Annotated in this window: 18 protein-coding genes and 1 pseudogene; 6 read left to right on the top strand and 13 right to left on the bottom strand. The window is 69.1% G+C overall.

Translation table 11 applies throughout. From position 1 onward, the window contains the following. Window positions 1-10: 10 nt before the first annotated feature. Entirely contained in the window at window positions 11-664 is a 654-nt protein-coding gene (gene tsaB, locus QQY66_RS29780) for a tRNA (adenosine(37)-N6)-threonylcarbamoyltransferase complex dimerization subunit type 1 TsaB (RefSeq protein ID WP_301983333.1), read from the bottom strand. Window positions 665-772: 108 nt separating this feature from the next. Here tsaB and QQY66_RS29775 point away from each other — a divergent pair. After that, window positions 773-1326 (top strand): annotated as a pseudogene (locus QQY66_RS29775) (hypothetical protein). 403 nt (window positions 1327-1729) lie between these two features. On the opposite strand, the gene tsaE reads toward QQY66_RS29775, so the two are convergent. The 9 genes from tsaE to QQY66_RS29730 form a co-directional block, all read right to left on the bottom strand. Continuing rightward, a complete protein-coding gene (tsaE, locus tag QQY66_RS29770) occupies window positions 1730-2245 on the bottom strand; it encodes a tRNA (adenosine(37)-N6)-threonylcarbamoyltransferase complex ATPase subunit type 1 TsaE (protein WP_301983332.1) in 516 nt (171 codons plus the stop codon). Next, window positions 2217-3461: an alpha/beta fold hydrolase gene (locus tag QQY66_RS29765; protein ID WP_301983331.1), complete on the bottom strand. Its 1245-nt coding sequence runs from the start codon at window positions 3459-3461 to the stop codon at window positions 2217-2219. Before QQY66_RS29765 ends, tsaE begins: the two co-directional genes overlap by 29 nt. A gap of 72 nt (window positions 3462-3533) precedes the next feature. Continuing rightward, on the bottom strand, window positions 3534-4709 hold the full coding sequence (gene alr / locus QQY66_RS29760; RefSeq protein ID WP_301983330.1) for an alanine racemase: 1176 nt from the start codon (window positions 4707-4709) through the stop codon (window positions 3534-3536). A 231-nt stretch (window positions 4710-4940) separates the two neighbouring features. Next, entirely contained in the window at window positions 4941-5585 is a 645-nt protein-coding gene (locus QQY66_RS29755; protein WP_301983329.1) for a M23 family metallopeptidase, read from the bottom strand. A 166-nt stretch (window positions 5586-5751) separates the two neighbouring features. After that, complete coding sequence (locus QQY66_RS29750) at window positions 5752-6468, bottom strand: L,D-transpeptidase family protein (protein ID WP_301983328.1); 717 nt, start codon at window positions 6466-6468, stop codon at window positions 5752-5754. A 380-nt stretch (window positions 6469-6848) separates the two neighbouring features. Continuing rightward, entirely contained in the window at window positions 6849-8279 is a 1431-nt protein-coding gene (locus QQY66_RS29745) for an NAD(P)H-hydrate dehydratase (protein ID WP_301983327.1), read from the bottom strand. A gap of 40 nt (window positions 8280-8319) precedes the next feature. Continuing rightward, entirely contained in the window at window positions 8320-8691 is a 372-nt protein-coding gene (locus QQY66_RS29740) for a holo-ACP synthase (RefSeq protein WP_301983325.1), read from the bottom strand. A gap of 9 nt (window positions 8692-8700) precedes the next feature. Further along, the gene (locus QQY66_RS29735; protein WP_301983324.1) at window positions 8701-9201 is read right to left on the bottom strand and encodes a hypothetical protein; all 501 of its coding nucleotides are present in this window, start codon (window positions 9199-9201) and stop codon (window positions 8701-8703) included. 113 nt (window positions 9202-9314) lie between these two features. Continuing rightward, complete coding sequence (locus tag QQY66_RS29730) at window positions 9315-9725, bottom strand: ATP-binding protein (RefSeq protein ID WP_301983323.1); 411 nt, start codon at window positions 9723-9725, stop codon at window positions 9315-9317. 237 nt (window positions 9726-9962) lie between these two features. On the opposite strand from QQY66_RS29730, the gene QQY66_RS29725 reads away from it, so the two are divergent. Next, a complete protein-coding gene (locus QQY66_RS29725; protein ID WP_301983322.1) occupies window positions 9963-10775 on the top strand; it encodes a helix-turn-helix transcriptional regulator in 813 nt (270 codons plus the stop codon). Between the two features lie 8 nt (window positions 10776-10783). Further along, window positions 10784-11005, top strand: coding sequence for a DUF397 domain-containing protein (locus QQY66_RS29720; RefSeq protein WP_301983321.1), 222 nt, complete (start codon window positions 10784-10786; stop codon window positions 11003-11005). Here QQY66_RS29720 and glmS read toward each other — a convergent pair. After that, entirely contained in the window at window positions 10966-12813 is a 1848-nt protein-coding gene (glmS, locus tag QQY66_RS29715) for a glutamine--fructose-6-phosphate transaminase (isomerizing) (RefSeq protein WP_301983320.1), read from the bottom strand. The two genes, QQY66_RS29720 and glmS, sit on opposite strands and share 40 nt — an antisense overlap. 301 nt (window positions 12814-13114) lie before the next feature. Between glmS and QQY66_RS50500 the strand changes: the two genes are divergently transcribed. Further along, a complete protein-coding gene (locus QQY66_RS50500) occupies window positions 13115-13249 on the top strand; it encodes an HNH/ENDO VII family nuclease (protein ID WP_367667003.1) in 135 nt (44 codons plus the stop codon). Window positions 13250-13459: 210 nt separating this feature from the next. Here QQY66_RS50500 and QQY66_RS29710 read toward each other — a convergent pair whose 3' ends face one another. Further along, on the bottom strand, window positions 13460-14269 hold the full coding sequence (locus QQY66_RS29710) for an ABC transporter permease (RefSeq protein ID WP_301983319.1): 810 nt from the start codon (window positions 14267-14269) through the stop codon (window positions 13460-13462). Further along, window positions 14266-15276 (bottom strand): ATP-binding cassette domain-containing protein, encoded by a 1011-nt coding sequence (locus QQY66_RS29705; RefSeq protein WP_301983318.1) that lies wholly within the window; start codon window positions 15274-15276, stop codon window positions 14266-14268. The genes QQY66_RS29710 and QQY66_RS29705 overlap by 4 nt, the downstream gene beginning before the upstream one ends. A 199-nt stretch (window positions 15277-15475) precedes the next feature. On the opposite strand from QQY66_RS29705, the gene coaA reads away from it, so the two are divergent. Together coaA and QQY66_RS29695 are read left to right on the top strand one after the other, a co-directional pair. Further along, window positions 15476-16453, top strand: coding sequence for a type I pantothenate kinase (coaA, locus tag QQY66_RS29700; protein ID WP_301983317.1), 978 nt, complete (start codon window positions 15476-15478; stop codon window positions 16451-16453). Window positions 16454-16469: 16 nt separating this feature from the next. After that, window positions 16470-17462: a DUF389 domain-containing protein gene (locus QQY66_RS29695; protein WP_301983315.1), complete on the top strand. Its 993-nt coding sequence runs from the start codon at window positions 16470-16472 to the stop codon at window positions 17460-17462. The last annotated feature ends 47 nt before the right edge of the window (window positions 17463-17509 follow it).

Raw genomic sequence — 17509 nt, 5'->3', positions numbered from 1 at the left:
AGCACGGCTGTCACTTGGGGGTGACCACCTTGTAGTTCTTGGGGACCTGGGCGTCGGGACGGCGCAGGTACAGCGGCCGGGGCGCGGGCAGTTCCTCGCCGGCCGCCAGCTTCTCGGCGGCGAGGCTCGCGAGCGCCGCGGCCGACACATGCTCGGGCTCGTGCACGCTGGGGAAGGTGTCCGGGTACAGCAGCGCGCCCGCGCCGACGGCGGGCAGCCCCGCGACCCGGTCGGCGATGTCGGCGGGCCGGTCGACGGCGGGATCGGTGACGCGTGTACGGGAGTCGGCGTACCGCGCCCAGTAGACCTCCTTGCGCCGGGCGTCGGTGGCCACGACGAAGGGGCTCCCCATGTCGGACGCGTACGCGAGGCCGTCGAGCGTGCACAGCCCGTGCACGGGGACGCCGAGCGCCAGCCCGAACGTGTCCGCGGTCATCAGACCGACCCGCAGCCCGGTGTACGGGCCCGGACCGATCCCTACGACGACCCCGGTGACGGCGTCGAGCTTCAGCCCCGCCTCGGTCAGCACACGGTCGACGGCCGGCAGCAGCAACTCTCCGTGTCGGCGCGCGTCGATCTGACTCGACGAGGCGATGACGTCCTTCCCGTCGTGCAGAGCGACGGTGACGGCGGGGGTGGCGGTATCCAGAGCGAGCAAGAGCACGCAAACAGCCTACGGCTCCCCGGGCTCGAGCACGGCCGCCCAGGTCCGGCGGTCACCTGCTGCTACCGTCGCAACGAAGCGTGACGTACGACGAAGAGGTGGGCGACCGTGCCAAGCAGCAGCGCCGGATTCGTGGCCGTGCTGACCGCGGCGGCGGTCGCGACGGTCGGCTTCCTCGCCTACCAGGCCTCGGCGACCGTACCGGCCGATCTGGGCCGGCCCAGGCGGGCGGGTCGGCCTCGGCGGCCACCTCCAAGGCGGCACGGGACGGGCAGCGCCCCGAGACACTGCCCGCCCGTTCCGGCACGGGTGAACGCGTCGTGTACTCGGTGGACGACGACCGCGTCTGGCTCGTCACCCGGGGCAACAAGGTCCAGCGCACCTTCAAGGTCAACCCGAGCACGGTCGACCCACCGCCGGGCACCTACTTCGTCACATCCCGCTCGAACGCGGTCACCGGCTCCGACGGCACCCCCATCGAACACGTCGTCCGCTTCACCAGCGTCGACGGCGTCGCCATCGGCTTCAGCGCAGCCGTCGACGGCTCGACCCCGGTACCCGACCCCATAGTGAAAACGGGCGGCATCCGCGAATCACGCGCGGACGGCAACGCGATGTGGCAGTTCGCGACGGTAGGCCAGAAGATCGTCGTGATCCGCTGAAGCCAGGTCAGTGGAGCGCCCCAAAGGGGCGCGGGGCTGTATCGATATGCGGCTCCGCCGCGTGGGCGCGACCAGCCACAACGAACCCGCAGACGACTACGCAGCCCTACGGCCCTCTGTGTCATACCGCACTGGCGCAGGTGGCGGCGTGGAGACCGCACGCGCCGCTGCACAAGACGCCAGCAACGCACTCATCGACACCCCGGCAACCACGTACCGCTGCTGAGGGCGAGCCTCGCACCGATCATTCTCCGCACTGCGCTCCGAAGCCGACATGGACGCCTCCTGAGGGACGGGGCGGACGTAGTTAGGCAGACCTAACTACGGACTGGGTACCATGTGACCACGCGCAAGACCCCGAAAGCAATATCTTGCCGACGTCATGTCGGAACGTTCACCGTGCTCACGCCGACAGCACACTGAGGTCCGCGTTCGCCCAGCGCTCCCCCAGCCCGGTCAGCGTCACACGCCGTACCTCGTCGGCCGTGTCGCCGACGGCCCGGTGGATGTCGACCTGGAGCCGTTCGTCGGTCAGCTCCTCGACCTTGCCCTCGCCCCACTCCACGACGATCACCGACTCGGGCAGCGAGACATCGAGGTCGAGGTCCTCCATCTCGTCGAGGCCGCCACCGAGGCGGTACGCGTCGACGTGGACCAGCGGCGGCCCGTCCCCCAGCGACGGATGCACCCGGGCGATCACAAACGTCGGCGAGGTGACCGCGCCACGGACCCCGAGCCCCTCACCCAGCCCCCGGGTCAGCGTCGTCTTGCCCGCGCCGAGCTCCCCGCTGAGCATCACGAGATCACCGGCGCGCAGCAGCTTGGCGAGGCGGCGGCCGAGTTCCCGCATCTGGTCGGGGGAGGTGATGGTGAGGTTCTGGACGCTCGGCTCAGCCGGGTTGTGCGGTACTGCTTCCATAGCCACTTACGGTAGCGCCTGCCGGCACGGCACCCGCGCGGGTGAGCAGGTCGGCGAGACGGTCGGTGACCACTTCCGGGTGCTCCAGCATCACCAGGTGCCCGGCGTCCGGGACGAGCACCAGCTCGGCGTCCGGCAGCAGATCGGCGATGGCCTCACTGTGCTCACTGGGCGTGACGAGGTCCTTGACCCCGGCGAGCACCAGCACCGGCAGCTCCATGAAGTGGGCGAGCGCCTCGGTCTTGTCGTGGTCCGCGAAGGCCGGGTAGAACTCGGCGACCACATCGATCGGCGTGCCCTCGATCATCCGCTCGGCGAACCGCGCGACCGCCGGATCGACGTCCCGGGACGCGAACGAGTACCGCTTGATGATCCCGGCGAACAGATCGGCGGTGGCCCGCCGCCCCCGCTCGACCAGCGCCGCCTGTTGCCCCAGCGCTTTCAGCACTCCGGGGAGCACCCGGCGTACGGCGTTGACGCCCGCGACCGGCAGCCCGAAGTTGACCTCGCCGAGCTTCCCCGACGACGTACCGATCAGCGCGACGGCGGTGACCCGCTCCTGGACCAGCTCCGGGAACTGGGCGGCCAGCGCCATCACGGTCATCCCGCCCATGGAGTGCCCGACCAGCACGATCGGCCCCTCGGGGACGGCCGCGTCGATCACGGCCTTCAGATCGCGGCCCAGCTGGTCGATGTTGACCGGAATGCCGTCCTCGGTCTGGGACATCCCGCGCGCGGACCGGCCGTGGCTGCGCTGGTCCCAGTGCACCGTCCGTACGACACCCCTGAGCGCCGCGCGCTGGAAGTGCCAGGAGTCCTGGCTCAGGCAGTAGCCGTGGCTGAAGACGACGGTGACGGGAGCGGGGGCCTTACGCCCGAAGAGCCGCCGGCGCCGCGGGGTGAGCCCTTCCTGGGGTTCGACGTCGTCGACCTCGTAGTACAGCTCGGTGCCGTCGTCGGCGTACGCCTTGCCGGGGGTGCCGCGCAGGGCGCCGTACGGTCCGGCCGAGTCCAGGGCGAGGCGGGCCTTCTGCCGCATCCCGCGCCCGACCGTCATGCGCTCTATCGCGACGCCGGCCGCCGCACCCGCGGCGACCACGCCGATCGCGGCGCCCGCGATACCGGTCACCCGGCGCCAGTTCCCGGCCGCCCCCGTGGCGGAGGCGACGGCCACCGAGGCGGCGTTCGCTACGGCCTCCGCACTGCTCTCGCTCACGAATCGCTCCTCTTCGCCGTACTGCTGGTCGCCGGATGGCTGTCGCTGACTGTGGTGCACGCCTCCTGGCGTCTACCCCGCTTGTTCCTCATTCACATAGACGCGGGGAACTCGCGTTCCGATGCGGGTGACGATTTCGTACGCGATGGTGCCCGCGGCCTGCGCCCAGTCCTCCGCGGTGGGCTCACCGCGGTCGCCTGCCCCGAAGAGGACCGCCTCGGTCCCGGCCCCGGGCTCGTCTCCGCCGAGGTCCACGACGAACTGATCCATCGCGATCCGTCCCGCGACCGTACGCCACTTGCCGCCGATCATGACCGGCCCGGTCCCGGAGGCGTGCCGCGGGATGCCGTCCGCGTAGCCCACGGGCACCAGGCCGAGGGTCGTCTCGCCGGACGTGGTGTAGCGATGCCCGTAACTGACGCCGTGACCCCCCGGAACATGCTTGACCAGCGCGAGGGACGCCGACAGCGTCATCACCGGCCGCAGTCCGAAGTCGGCCGGGCCGCCGATCTGAGGGCTGGGCGAGATGCCGTAGACGGCGATCCCGGTGCGGACGAGGTCGAAGTGGCTCTCGGGCAGCGTGAGGGTGGCGGGCGAGTTGGCGAGGTGCCGCACCTCGGGGCGCACGCCCTGCTGTTCGGCGTACGACACCATCTCCCGGAAGCGGGTGAGCTGGGCGTCGATGGAGGGATGCCCGGGCTCGTCGGCGCAGGCGAAGTGCGACCAGAGCCCGGTGATGCGGATGAGTCCGTCCCGCTCGGCGCGCAGGGCTGCGCCGACCAGCGCGGCCCAGTCGCCGCCGGGCTGGCAGCCGTTCCGCCCCAGCCCGGTGTCGGCCTTGAGCTGGACACGGGCGGGCGTCCGGGTCGTCGTCTGCCGGGCGGCCGAGGTCACTTCCTGTAGAGCCCACATAGCGCTGACGGATACATCGAGGTCGGCCTCGATGGCCTCGCGCCAGGGCCCGCCGGGGGTCCACAGCCAGCACATGATCCGCCCCGGGACACCGGCGGCCCGCAGCGCGAGGGCCTCGTCGGGGGTGGCGGTACCCAGCCAGGTCGCCCCCGCCTCCACGGCCGCGCGGGCGCACGGCACCGCGCCGTGGCCGTAGGCGTCGGACTTCACCACGGCCATCAGCTCCGCACCCGGTGCGAGGGCGCGCAGGGCCCGCACATTGGCCCGCAGCGCGGCCAGGTCGATCTCGGCGTGGGCGCGCAGCGGGGCGGTCGGCGGTGGTGCGTTCTCAGTCATGGCGCCCCCAGTGTCTCAGAGGGGTCTGACGGTCGAGCTCTCCGGCCGCCGGTGGCCGCCGCGACGGCGTCCCGCCGAGTGAGGCAGGAATCCTGGCCACGGCTGCCCGCATGAGGTGCCCGGGCCGAACGGCCCTTTGCGCCGCGCAGCGGCCGTCCGCGTCCGGCCATCGCCTGGCCCTCCACGCCGACCGGAACCCGTCGTCGTGTTGCCGCCGCGTCACCGTGCGGGTCAGAGGCGCAGTCCGTGCCGGGCCAGATATTTCACCGGGTCGATGTCCGAGCCGTACTTGCGGCGGGTGCGCACCTCGAAATGCAGATGCGGGCCGGTGGCACGGCCGGTGCTGCCGCTGCTGCCGAGCCGCGTGCCGGGCCGAACCTTGGCGCCCCGCGCCACGGAGATGCGCGACAGATGGGCGTAGACGACGTACCGGGAGTCACTCATCTTCACCGTCACGGCCTTGCCGTACGACCCCGACCACCGGGCCAGTACCACGACACCGGGGCCCACCGAAAAGACCGGGGTTCCCCTCGGTACGGCGAGGTCGATTCCGGTGTGATACCCGACCGCCCACCTCCCCCGCATCCGGTAACGCGCCGTGACCGTGACCCGCCGCCGTACCGGACGGCGCCATTTCTTGGGGGCGCGGTACACGTCCTCGTCCGGGTCCACCCAGTCCTCGGGTTCCTCCACGGCCGCGAGCAGGGCCTCGAATTCCTCGTCGTACTCGATGCCACAACTCCCGGCCGGTTCCTCACCCCAGTCACCCGAATCAGAATCGCTCGCGCGCTTCCCAAGGACGGCACCCCCCAGAACAACGGCCGCCCCTCCCAGCACTTCACGCCGAGTAGCATCACGTATGTCTGATTCACTCATGCCGCCAGCGAACCACCCCCCTTTTCAGCTCCGCACACTCGGCCGACCGGGATTGCTCCCTTCGGTGGTTTCTTCACCTAGGAAGCGCCAATTTCCCGCTCTACCGTTTGCGGGCGACGGCCGCAATCACAACGCGCGCACACGAGTTACGGCCGCCGCCTCGCGCTCAGATGGGCCTGCGCCCCCACACATACACCCGGTCGCCCTTCTTCAGCAGGCCCCACAGCTTGCGGGCGTCGCCGTGGCGCATGCTGACGCAGCCCCTGGAGCCGACGGTGGTGAAGATGGTGCCGTGGACGGCGTGGAATGCCTGACCGCCGCTGAAGAACTGGGCGTACGGCATAGGTGACTTGTAGAGCGACGAATAGTGATTCTTGTGCCGCCAGTAGATCGCGTGCCACCCGACACGGGTCCGGTATCCGGCCCGCCCACTGCGCATGGGCACCGGCCCGAAGACGACCTTCTTCCCCTTCTGCACCCAGGTCAGCTGCCGGCTGAGATCGACACAGGCGACGCGATACGTCCGTACCGGGCACTTCTTCGCGGCATTGGGGTTCTTCTTCGCAGCGGCGACCTGCGTCCACGCCCACGTAAGGGGCCCGGCATATCCGTCGACCTCGATCCCCTGCTTCTTCTGAAACGCCCGGATCGCCTCGCAGTCCCTCTCCGACTGCTTCCCGTCCACCTTCAACTTCAGGTACCGCTCGACCTGCCGCTGATAAGGCCCGGTGAAGTCGGGGCAGCTGTCCGGCACGATCTCGTCGTCGACCGGAACATCCTCAAGAAACGCATACGCCCTGTCGGCCGCGTCCCTGAGTTCCAGCTCGACGGCATCCAATTCATCACCGGTCGCACTCTCCCCCGGCACCAACTCCCCTTCCATACCAGCAGCATTCGGCCCAGGTTCCGCAGCGGCGCTCCCCACAGGAATCACAGTGACAACGGCCAACAAAACCGCGACACTCCGGCGCACAAGACGTCCACTGATCATGCGCTCAGATAAGCGCGCCGCCTCAACGGCACCGGGGAGCCGCGCGGTAGACATCACCCGTACGCAGCCTGCACCTCTCCACCCAGCTGCGGACCGCCGTCCCGCCAAGCTGCAGGCAGTCGTGCCGCCTGGGTCGGCACGGGTGGGCGCAGGCGGCACCCCGCAAGCGCCGGGCTGCGCGACCCACCCCGCCCCAGCCACCGCGCCGGGTTGCGCGGCCCACCCCCGCCCAGCCCCACGCCGGGCGGGGGCCAAACAGCCCACGCCCGCCCTCACCCCCGTACATCCCTCCACGCCCCCGGAATAGCCTCGGCAACGTCATGCGCCCCCACCGGCGCCCCATCCGCCGCAAACCGCCCCGCCAGCCCATGCAGATACGCCGCCACACTCCCCGCATCGACAGCCGAAAGCCCCGCCGCCAGCAAGGACCCCGCCAGCCCGGACAACACATCCCCACTCCCGGCGGTCGCCAGCCAAGCCGTCCCCGTGGGATTCACCCGCACCGCCCCACCCCCCGCATCCGCGACCAACGTCGTCGACCCTTTCAGCAACACCGTCGCCGCATACCGCCCCGCCAACTCCCGCGCGAAGAACAGCCGAGCCCCCTCGACCTCCTCCCGCGAAACCCCCAGCAGCGCGGCGGCTTCCCCAGCATGGGGAGTCATCAGCGTCGGCGCGCTACGACGACGTACGACCTCCGGATCCGCCAGCCGCAACCCGTCCGCATCCACCAGCACCGGCACATCCGCCCGCAGCACCTCCCCCACAGCCGACGCGTCGTCCCCGGCCCCGGGCCCCACGACCCACGCCTGCACCCGCCCCGCCTGCTTGGGCCCCTTGTCCGACACCAGCGTCTCGGGAAAACGGGAGATCACGGCATCCGCGGCCGGCCCGACGTACCGCACGGCCCCGGCCCCACCCCGCAACGCCCCCGCCACAGCCAGCACCGCCGCCCCCGGATACCGCGCCGACCCGGCGGCGATCCCGACGACGCCCCGCCGGTACTTGTCGCTCTCACCGCCCGGCACCGGCAGCAGCGCCGCCACATCCGCGTGCTGCAAAGCCTCCAACTCGGCCTCGACAGGCAGTTCGAGCCCGATCTCGACGAGCCGCACCGACCCGGCGTACTCCCGCGCCGGATCGATCAGCAACCCCGGCTTGTGCGTCCCGAAGGTCACGGTCAGATCGGCCCGGATCGCGGCACCCCGCACCTCACCGGTGTCGGCGTCGACGCCACTGGGCAGATCGACGGCGACAACGGCAGCCCGCGAATCCGTGACCAGCGAAGCCAACGCCACCGCCTCCGCCCGCAACCCACCCTTCCCGCCGATCCCGACGATGCCGTCGACGACGAGATCGGCCGACGCGATCAACTCCTCGGCGTCACCCAGCCTCACACCCCGGCCACCCGCCCGGCGCAGCGCCGCGAGCCCCCCGGCATGCGCCCGCTCGGGCGACAGCAGCACCGCCGCGACCCCCGCACCACGCCGGGCCAGCCGCGCGCCCGCGTACAGCGCGTCGCCGCCGTTGTCCCCACTGCCGACCAGCAGCACCACCCGGCTGCCGTACACCCGCCCCATCAACTGCCCGCAGGCGACGGCCAGTCCGGCCGCGGCCCGCTGCATCAACGCCCCCTCGGGCAGCCGTGCCATCAGTTCCCGCTCGGCGCCCCTGACCGTCTCCACGCTGTACGCAGTACGCATGATGTCGAGTCTCTCTCGAAACGGTCACTTCTTCAGGTCGCTACGCCTCAGCCACGACCACCGCCGAGGCCACCCCCGCGTCATGGCTCAGCGACACATGCCAGCACCGCACCCCCAGCTCCGCCGCCCGCGCCGCCACCGTCCCCGTCACCCGCAACCGCGGCTGCCCACTGTCCTCGACGTACACCTCGGCGTCCGTCCAGTGCAGTCCCGCCGGCGCCCCCAACGCCTTGGCCACCGCCTCCTTCGCCGCGAACCGGGCAGCGAGAGAGGCAACCCCCCGCCGCTCCCCACTGGGCAACAGCAACTCACTCTTCAGAAACAGCCGTTCGGCCAGCCCGGGCGTCCGCTTGAGCGAAGCCGCGAACCGGTCGATCTCAGCCACGTCGATACCGACCCCGATGATGCTCATTCGGGCACTCTACGATCCACCGGGCCCCGCCAGGCCCGGTTCCCCGGCGACCAGATCAGCCTCGTGCGTCGCGGTGACGGCACGGTCCAGGAAACGGGTGAGCGCATCCGTGTCGGGGCATAGGTTGAGGGCTCGGTGGAGGTGTTTGTCGAACTCGACGCCGCGAGTGTCCAAGACCCGCAAGATCGCAGCGGCCCATGCTGCGAGATATCCGGCGACATAGCCTGCGGCCCATTGCTCACGGTGGTCTTGGGCCAAGCCCGAGGTTCTTGCGCGCACCCGGGCCACGTCCTCCAAGGGAAGGAGGCCCCTCTGCCTGAGGCTTTCAAGGCCAAAGAGGAAGTCCCCCTGAACCTTCTCCTGGGGGATGCCCAGCATTTGGCTCGTCATCGTGAACCGGAGCAGGTCGGCCAGCTCCGGCGGCCCGTCCCGCAGCAACTGGAGGACGGCGGGCAACTCAGGCGGCTCGTCCCGTTGGCTGCCTTCTCGGTTGTCTCGCGGATCCGTCATCGCTCAGCTGCCCTCGTGAGTTGATGTGACCATGTGTGCAACCTTGATGCCGTGATGGACCGAAGATCCAGATGATCTGGATACGTTCACCCTTTCGAGCCTCGGGGAAACATTCACGCCGCCGAGGTCAGCTCGCACCACACGTATTTGCCGCGGTTGCCGTGTCTGGTCAGCGGCTGCCAGCCCCACACATCGGCGCAGGCCCGCACGAGGGCCAGCCCGCGCCCCTCCTCCAACTCGGCGAGTTCCTCCAACTGCAGTGGCGGTTCCGGCGGTTCGGGATCCGCATCCCACGCCCCGATCCGCAACACACCGGCAGCCCATCGCACCCGTAGGGCCGCGGGCCCCTTGGTGTGGCGTACGGCGTTGGCGACCAGCTCGGTGGCGAGGAGTTCGGCGGTGTCGACGAGGCTGATGAGGCCGTGCATGGTGAGGATGAGGCGGAGGGTGCGGCGGGAGACGGTGCCGGCTCGGACGTCGTTCGGGATGTAGAGCGTGTACTCCCAGGGTTCGGTTTCGGGCATGCGTGAGCTCCGTTCGGGGTGGTGGGGAGTTGCGGTGGCAGTGCCGCAGCCGTCGTGGCAGGACGGAGCGGTGCGCTTCCGCGGTGCTTACGGCACGTCACCGACAGTAGATCTAAATGTAGAGACGAAGCAAGCCGATCGCGTAATCTGACTCCGAACGAGTCGCGCACATATGCGCGTTGAAGCGAGGAGCGGTCGAGAGCATTGAGGCGCGAACCAACAGCACGCCAGCTACGATTGGCGACTGAACTGCGCAGACTCCGTGAGGCGGCAGGCCTCAACGCCCGCGAGGCGGCAGCACTGCTCGGAGTGAGCCCCGCCCAGATCACTCACATCGAGTCCGGCCTCGCGGGCGTGAGCGAGCAGCGACTTCGCCGCCTCGCATCTCACTACGCCTGTAAAGAGGACGAGTTCATCGACGCCCTGGTCTCGATGGCCACCGACCGGACTCGCGGCTGGTGGGAGGAGTACCGAGGCCTGCTGCCCACATCGTTCCTGGATCTGTCCGAGCTAGATCATCACGCTCGGTTTCAGCACAACGTGGCAATCGTGTTCGTACCAGGCCTGCTTCAGACAATGGACTATGCGCGTGCCGTTTACTCCAGCAGGGTCCCCGAACTCACCGAAAATGAACTTGAGTTGCGCGTGCAACACCGCATGGCACGACGCGTGATCATTGAGGGCCCCTCCCCCATCCCCTGTGAGGCGGTGATCCACGAAGCAGCGCTGCGCATCAGGGTCAACGATCGTGCCGCGTCACGAGCTCAGCTCACCCACATCCTGGAGCTCTCCGAAGCGGAGCACATCACCGTACGTGTCATTCCCTTCGACCAGGACGGATTCCCCTGGGGTGGAAGCACGATGACATACGTGGGTGGCCGGGTGCCCAAACTGGACACGGTGATCCGCGATGGTCCCGTTGGTGCGCTCTACGTCGATGCGGAAGCTCAACTGGCCACGTACCGTCTGCGCTTCCAAAAGGTAAAAGCCGTTTCGCTCGAACCGGAACGTTCGCGTGACTTCATCAACAGGCTGGTGAAAGAGCTGTGAGGCAACCCGTGATCACCTCCGAGAACTGGCGGAAGTCGTCCTACTCCGGCGGCGGGGACGGCGACGATTGCGTGGAGATCGCGAACTCCCCCACCCACATCGCCGTCCGCGACTCAAAGGCCCCGGCCAGCGCAACCCTCACCTTCCCGACCGGAGCCTTCGCCCCCTTCCTCGACGCCCTGAAGTCGGCTCACTCCACCGTCACCGACTTCGCCAGGTTCCGAGGCTGATCCACCTCGTTCCCCCGGGCGGTGGCCAGCTCACACGCGAACACCTGCAATGGCACCGTAGCCACAAGCGGCTGCAGCAACGTCGGCGTGGCCGGAATCCGAATCAAGTGATCCGCATACGGCACCACCGCCTCGTCCCCCTCCTCCGCAATCACGATCGTCCGCGCCCCCCGAGCCCGAATCTCCTGGATGTTGGACACGATCTTGTCGTGGAGAACGGACCGCCCCCGAGGCGAAGGCACCACAACCACCACCGGCAGATCGTCCTCGATGAGGGCGATCGGACCGTGCTTCAACTCCCCCGCCGCAAAGCCCTCGGCGTGCATGTAAGCCAGCTCCTTGAGCTTCAACGCCCCTTCCAGCGCAACCGGATACCCCACGTGCCGCCCCAGGAACAACACGGTGTCCTTCTCGGCGAGGGTGCGCGCAAGCTCCCGTACGGGCTCCATGGTCTCCAGCACCCGCTCGACCGCACCGGAGATCTCGGACAGATCCCGGATCACGTCCCGGATCTCGTCACCCCACTTGGTCCCGCGCACCTGCCCCAGATAGAGGGCGACGAGATAGCAGGCCACGAGCTGGGTCAGAAAGGCCTTGGTCGAGGCGACGGCCACCTCCGGCCCGGCATGTGTGTAGAGGACGGCATCGGACTCACGGGGAATGGTCGACCCGTTCGTGTTGCAGATGGCCAGCACTTTGGAGCCCTGCTCGCGGGCGTGCCGTAGGGCCATCAGCGTGTCCATGGTCTCGCCGGACTGCGAGATCGCGATGACGAGCGACTGCGGGTCGAGAATCGGATCCCGGTACCGGAACTCACTGGCCAGCTCCACCTCGCACGGAATCCGCGTCCAGTGCTCGATGGCGTACTTGGCGATGAGCCCGGCGTGAAAGGCCGTACCGCAGGCCACGATGACGACCTTGTCGACTTCCCGCAGCACCTGCGGAGCGATCCGGACCTCGTCCAGGGTCAACGAGCCGGCGGCATCGATGCGCCCCAGCAACGTGTCGGCGACGGCCTTCGGCTGCTCGGCGATCTCCTTGAGCATGAAGTAGTCGTAGCCGCCCTTCTCCGCGGCGGACGCGTCCCAGTCGACGTGATACGACCGCACCTCGGCGGGCCGCCCGTCGAACCCGGTCACGCTCACCCCGTCCCGCCGCAACTCGACGACCTGGTCCTGCCCCAGCTCGATCGCGGACCGCGTGTGAGCGATGAACGCGGCGACATCGGAGGCGAGAAAGGCCTCCCCCTCCCCGACCCCCACCACGAGCGGCGAGTTCCGCCGGGCCCCCACCACCACATCGGGCTCGTCCGCATGCACGGCGACCAGCGTGAACGCCCCCTCCAGCCGCCGACACACCATGCGCATCGCCTCAGCCAGATCCGCGCACGACGAGAACTCCTCGGCGAGCAGATGCGCCACGACCTCGGTGTCGGTCTCGGAGGCCAGCTCATGCCCCCGCTCCTCCAACTCGGCCCTCAAGAGGGCAAAGTTCTCGATGATCCCGTTGTGCACGACGGAGACACGCCCCGCGTTGTCGAGATGCGGATGAGCATTCACGTCGGTCGGCCCGCCATGCGTGGCCCACCGCGTGTGCCCGATCCCGGTCGATCCGGTCGGCAACGGCCGCTCAAGGAGTTCCTTCTCCAGATTGACCAGTTTCCCGGCCCTCTTCGCAACGGCCATCCCACCGTCCGCGAGCACGGCGACACCCGCCGAGTCGTACCCCCGGTACTCCAGCCGCTTCAGCCCGGCCATCACCACATCAAGCGCCGACTGCGACCCCACGTATCCCACGATTCCGCACATGCGCGGCAGCCTACGACCGATCTCGCGCCCGAAACGGTCACCGCGTGCCCGATTTCGGAAATTCCTACCGCGGTACGAACGCTCCGACGAGCACCTGCCCGAAGCCTAGGCATGGGCGACATTTACATGCCCGGGAGTGCGACCACGGGCGGTGCGACTTTGCGCCAGCTCCGGGCGTGATCGAACTTACCCCCTGTTACATGCCCCTGACGCACGCCTATCTGTCCACCAGCGGGATGACATCATCCGTCCCGACTACGTGTCACCCGCCGACCCCAAGGGCCGGAGCAACCTGGAGCGGATGAGGGACGGACAGGCTCCCCTGGGGCCGGGACGGGGAGCGAATGACGAAGCTCTGAATCTTCACCATATGCTCCAGATCCAAGAAGGCCCGATCACCGAGGTGACGGCCGCATTCAGGTATCCGCTGGCCTGACATTTCACCTGGCGAGTGAATGGATGGGGGTGGCCCCCGGGCCTTCGAGCCGGGGGCCACACCCATGCGGACGCAGGTGCTGCTGACCGTGCTGATTCTGCCGCCGCGGAGGCGGCGAAGCACGGCTCCAAGCCGACCCAGAGCAGCACGCTCACGGTGGAACTGAAAGCGCTGACCTGGCAAGACCAACGCCCCCTGTGACCCGCGCCCTCACGTCTTCGCCCGATAAGCCCGCATAGCCAACGGATAAAACACGAGCGCGATCCCCGCAGCCCAAACCAACGACCACAACACCGGCTCCGCCACCGCCCCACCCAGCAACAACCCCCGGAACGCGTCGGACAGATGCGTCACCGGGTTGACGTCGCTGAAGGCCTGGAGCCAGCCGGGCATGGTGTCGACGACGACGAAGGCGCTGCTGGTGAAGGTGATGGGGAAGATGAGGGTGAAGGCGAAGGCCTGCACCTTCTCCGCGTCGCCGGCCAGCATTCCGATCAGCACCGCGCTCCAGGACACGGCCGCGGCGAACACGACCAGCAGCACGATGCCGAGCAGGAACCCGTCGAAGCCGCCGGTGACCCGGAAGCCGAGCAGCAGGCCGAGGCCGATCATGAGCAGCATCGCCCAGACGTGCTTGGCGAGGTCCGCGGTGATCCGCCCGATGAGTGGGGCGGAGCGGGCTATCGGCAGGCTGCGCAGGCGGTCGAAGACGCCCTTCGTGAGGTCCGTGTTGAGCGCCATGGCCGTGTACATCGTCATGAACAGGGTGTTCTGCACGATGATCCCGGGCAGCGCGTACTTCAGATACGCCTCGGGCGATCCGGCCATCTGCCCGCCCAGCACATACGTGAAGAGGAACACGAACATGATCGGCGTGATGCTGTAGTCGACCAGTTCGAGCGGGTTGTGCTTGACCGCGACCAGGCTGCGCCAGGCCATCGTGAAGGTCTGCTGGAGTCCGGCCAGGGGCCGCACGCGGCCCGATGCCGTGATCGGGGCTGTGGCAGTGGTCGCGGTCATGACCGGCTCACCGCCTTCTCCCGCTCAGCCTCGGAGTCTCGTACGGCCGCACCGCCGTCGCTCTCCGGCTCGCCCGGCTCGGCACGGTGGCCGGTCAGGGCCAGGAACACCTCGTCCAGCGAGGAGCGGCGCAGCGCCAGCTCGCCCACCGCGATGCCCTCGCGGTCGAGCGTGCGCACCACGGCAGGCATGAGCTGGGGGTCGTTCACCGGGGCCGTGATCGCCTCTCCCTCGATCTGGGTCTGCGGCCCGGCCGCCTGGGCGACCAGCCGATGCGCCCGCGCGAGGTCCTGCGCCAGCACCGGGCGCAGTTGCAGCACCTGCCCGCCGACCTGCGACTTCAGCTGGTCCGGGGTGCCCTCGGCGATCACCCGGCCCTTGTCGATCACCACGATGTCGTCGGCGAGTACATCGGCCTCGTTCAGATACTGCGTGGTCAGCAGGGCGGTCGCGCCGTCAGCGACCAGGCCCCGCAGCAGGTCCCAGAGCTCACCGCGGCTGTGCGGGTCCAGGCCGGTGGTCGGCTCGTCGAGGAAGAGGATGCTGGGCCGGCCCACCAGGCTGGCCGCGAGGTCCAGCCGCCTGCGCATGCCGCCGGAGAAGGTCTTCACGGCCCGTCCGGCCGCGTCCGTCAGCTGAAAGCGCTCCAGCAGCTCACCCGCCCTCGCCTTGGCCTCCCGCCGCGGCAGACCGAGCAGTCGGCCGATGAGCAGCAGGTTCTCCGTGCCGGTCAGGTTCTCGTCCACCGCCGCGTACTGCCCGGTCAGCCCGACCAGGGCGCGGACGACCCCGGCGTCCCGGACCACGTCATGACCGGCCACATGGGCCCGGCCGGCGTCGGGACGCAGCAGGGTCGCGAAGATCCGCACGGCGGTCGTCTTCCCCGCGCCGTTGGGACCCAGCAGCCCGAGCACCGAGCCCTTACGGGCCCCCAGATCGACCCCGGCCAGCGCCTCGGTCCCCTTGAACCGTTTGACCAGGCCTTCCGCCTCAATCGCATAGGTCATGGGTCACCCCTCGACGTTCGTCACCCCTCGACGTTCATGGACCCCGGCCTGGGCCCACCCTTCCCACAACTGTGACGCACGCCACTGACATTCCCCGTCTTGCCCGGGTTCGCCCCGAAAGCCGACCGCGTGACGGACCCCACCCCGCCGACTGTTCGTACTCCCGTAACAATGGACTGTGATCTCTCCGGTCTCCCCGATGCCCCGGAGCGCCCACCGGCACAGGCCGGAGGCGACTCCCTACGTCGACCTCACCCGCACGCAGTGGAGCGCGCTGCGCGACAAGACGCCGCTCCCCCTCACCGCCGAGGAGGTCGAGAAGCTGCGCGGCCTCGGCGATGTCATCGACCTCGACGAGGTGCGGGACATCTACCTCCCGCTGTCCCGGCTCCTCAACCTCTACATCGGCGCCACCGACGGCCTCCGCGGCGCCCTGAACACCTTCCTCGGTGACACCGGCGAGAAGGGCTCCCAGTCCGGCACCCCGTTCGTCATAGGCGTCGCCGGCTCCGTGGCCGTAGGAAAGTCCACGGTCGCCCGCCTCCTCCAGGCCCTGCTCTCCCGCTGGCCCGAGCACCCGCGCGTGGAGCGGGTCACCACCGACGGATTCCTCCTGCCCACCAAGGAGTTGCAGGCCCGCGGCCTGATGTCGCGGAAGGGTTTCCCCGAGTCGTACGACCGCCGCGCGCTCACCCGCTTCGTCGCCGACATCAAGGCGGGCAAGGACGAGGTCACGGCCCCCGTCTACTCCCACCTGATCTACGACATCGTCCCGGGCCAGCAGCTCACCGTCCGCCGCCCGGACATCCTGATCGTCGAGGGCCTGAACGTCCTCCAGCCCGCCCTCCCCGGCAAGGACGGCCGCACCCGCGTCGGTCTCGCCGACTACTTCGACTTCAGCGTGTACGTCGACGCCCGCCCCGAGGACATCGAGCGCTGGTATCTGAACCGGTTCCGCAAACTCCGCGACACCGCCTTCCAGAACCCGTCCTCGTACTTCCGCAAGTACACCCAGGTCTCCGAGGAGGAGGCCCTCGACTACGCTCGCACCACCTGGCGCACGATCAACAGGCCGAACCTCATCGAGAACGTGGCCCCCACCCGGGGCCGCGCCACCCTGATCATCCGCAAGGGCCCCGACCACAAGGTGCAGCGGCTCAGTCTGCGCAAGTTGTGACCGCTACCCTGCCCCCATGCTGCACCTCCGCCTGATCACGCCGTCCGACAAGACGGCCGACGTGGTCCGCCTGATCGAGAAGACCGTCGGCACCACCCACCTCGTGGTGCTGCCGGGCACGGCCCGCAACCCGGCGGGGGACGTGGTGATGTGCGACGTGGCGCGCGAGGCGGGCGACGAACTCCTCAGCAAGCTGCAGGAGTTGGACCTCGACAAGCTCGGGTCCATCGCCGTCGAGAACATCGACCTGTCGCTGTCCAAGCGCGCCGACAAGGCCGAGGACGAGGCGCCCGGCGAGGCCGCGGACGCGGTCCTGTGGGAGCACCTCGCCGAAGCGACGCACGAGGAGTCGACCCTGTCGATCACCTACGTCGCCTTCATCACGCTCGCCACGATGATCGCGGCCTGCGGTGTCGTGCTCGACAACGCGATCCTGATCGTGGGCGCGATGGCGGTCGGCCCGGAGTTCGGCCCGCTGGCCGGCTTCTCCACGGCGATCGTCCAGCGCCATCCCCGCCTCGCCGTGCGCTCACTGATCGCCCTGCTGGTCGGCTTCGCGGTGGCGATGGCGGTGACCGTCGCCTTCAGCCTCTTCATGGACTCGATCGGAGAGTTCACGCGGGAGCAGTTGGACGCCACACGGCCCAACACCGCCTTCATCTACGCCCCCGACGAGTTCTCCTTCATCGTGGCGGTCCTGGCCGGCATCGCGGGCACCCTCTCCCTCACTTCAGCCAAGTCGGGCGCCCTGGTAGGCGTAGCCATCTCCGTGACGACAGTCCCCGCGGCAGCCAACGCGGCGGTCGCCCTGAGCTACGGCGACACCAAGCAGACCTGGGGCTCCACCGAACAACTCCTGCTCAACCTGCTGGGCATCACCCTGGCCGGCACCCTCACACTCCTGGCACAGAAATGGCTGTGGGCCGGGCAGCGTGGGCGTCCGGTGAAGACGAGCGGCGTCCAGCAGGGCGTTTTGTCCGCCGGGGACAAGGGCGTACCGGAAAACTGAGTTCCTGTCAGCACCTGCTGAGCGGGGCGGTCCCCGGAACCTAGCGT

Origin of the sequence: Streptomyces sp. DG2A-72 (assembly GCF_030499575.1) — a bacterium.
Lineage (GTDB): Bacteria > Actinomycetota > Actinomycetes > Streptomycetales > Streptomycetaceae > Streptomyces.
This window is presented reverse-complemented; position numbering and strand designations above follow the sequence as displayed.

What these genes read in the sequence shown, in the direction of transcription:
- glmS (WP_301983320.1), bottom strand. Translation starts at nt 12,813, where the DNA reads ATGTGCGGAATCGTGGGATACGTGGGGTCGCAGTCGGCGCTTGATGTG.
- tsaE (WP_301983332.1), bottom strand. Translation starts at nt 2,245, where the DNA reads ATGGAAGCAGTACCGCACAACCCGGCTGAGCCGAGCGTCCAGAACCTC.
- QQY66_RS29750 (WP_301983328.1), bottom strand. Translation starts at nt 6,468, where the DNA reads ATGGAAGGGGAGTTGGTGCCGGGGGAGAGTGCGACCGGTGATGAATTG.
- QQY66_RS29705 (WP_301983318.1), bottom strand. Translation starts at nt 15,276, where the DNA reads ATGACCTATGCGATTGAGGCGGAAGGCCTGGTCAAACGGTTCAAGGGG.
- QQY66_RS29730 (WP_301983323.1), bottom strand. Translation starts at nt 9,725, where the DNA reads ATGCCCGAAACCGAACCCTGGGAGTACACGCTCTACATCCCGAACGAC.
- QQY66_RS29740 (WP_301983325.1), bottom strand. Translation starts at nt 8,691, where the DNA reads ATGAGCATCATCGGGGTCGGTATCGACGTGGCTGAGATCGACCGGTTC.
- QQY66_RS29745 (WP_301983327.1), bottom strand. Translation starts at nt 8,279, where the DNA reads ATGCGTACTGCGTACAGCGTGGAGACGGTCAGGGGCGCCGAGCGGGAA.
- QQY66_RS29755 (WP_301983329.1), bottom strand. Translation starts at nt 5,585, where the DNA reads ATGAGTGAATCAGACATACGTGATGCTACTCGGCGTGAAGTGCTGGGA.
- QQY66_RS50500 (WP_367667003.1), top strand. Translation starts at nt 13,115, where the DNA reads ATGAGGGACGGACAGGCTCCCCTGGGGCCGGGACGGGGAGCGAATGAC.
- QQY66_RS29710 (WP_301983319.1), bottom strand. Translation starts at nt 14,269, where the DNA reads ATGACCGCGACCACTGCCACAGCCCCGATCACGGCATCGGGCCGCGTG.
- QQY66_RS29735 (WP_301983324.1), bottom strand. Translation starts at nt 9,201, where the DNA reads ATGACGGATCCGCGAGACAACCGAGAAGGCAGCCAACGGGACGAGCCG.
- QQY66_RS29695 (WP_301983315.1), top strand. Translation starts at nt 16,470, where the DNA reads ATGCTGCACCTCCGCCTGATCACGCCGTCCGACAAGACGGCCGACGTG.
- alr (WP_301983330.1), bottom strand. Translation starts at nt 4,709, where the DNA reads ATGACTGAGAACGCACCACCGCCGACCGCCCCGCTGCGCGCCCACGCC.
- coaA (WP_301983317.1), top strand. Translation starts at nt 15,476, where the DNA reads ATGCCCCGGAGCGCCCACCGGCACAGGCCGGAGGCGACTCCCTACGTC.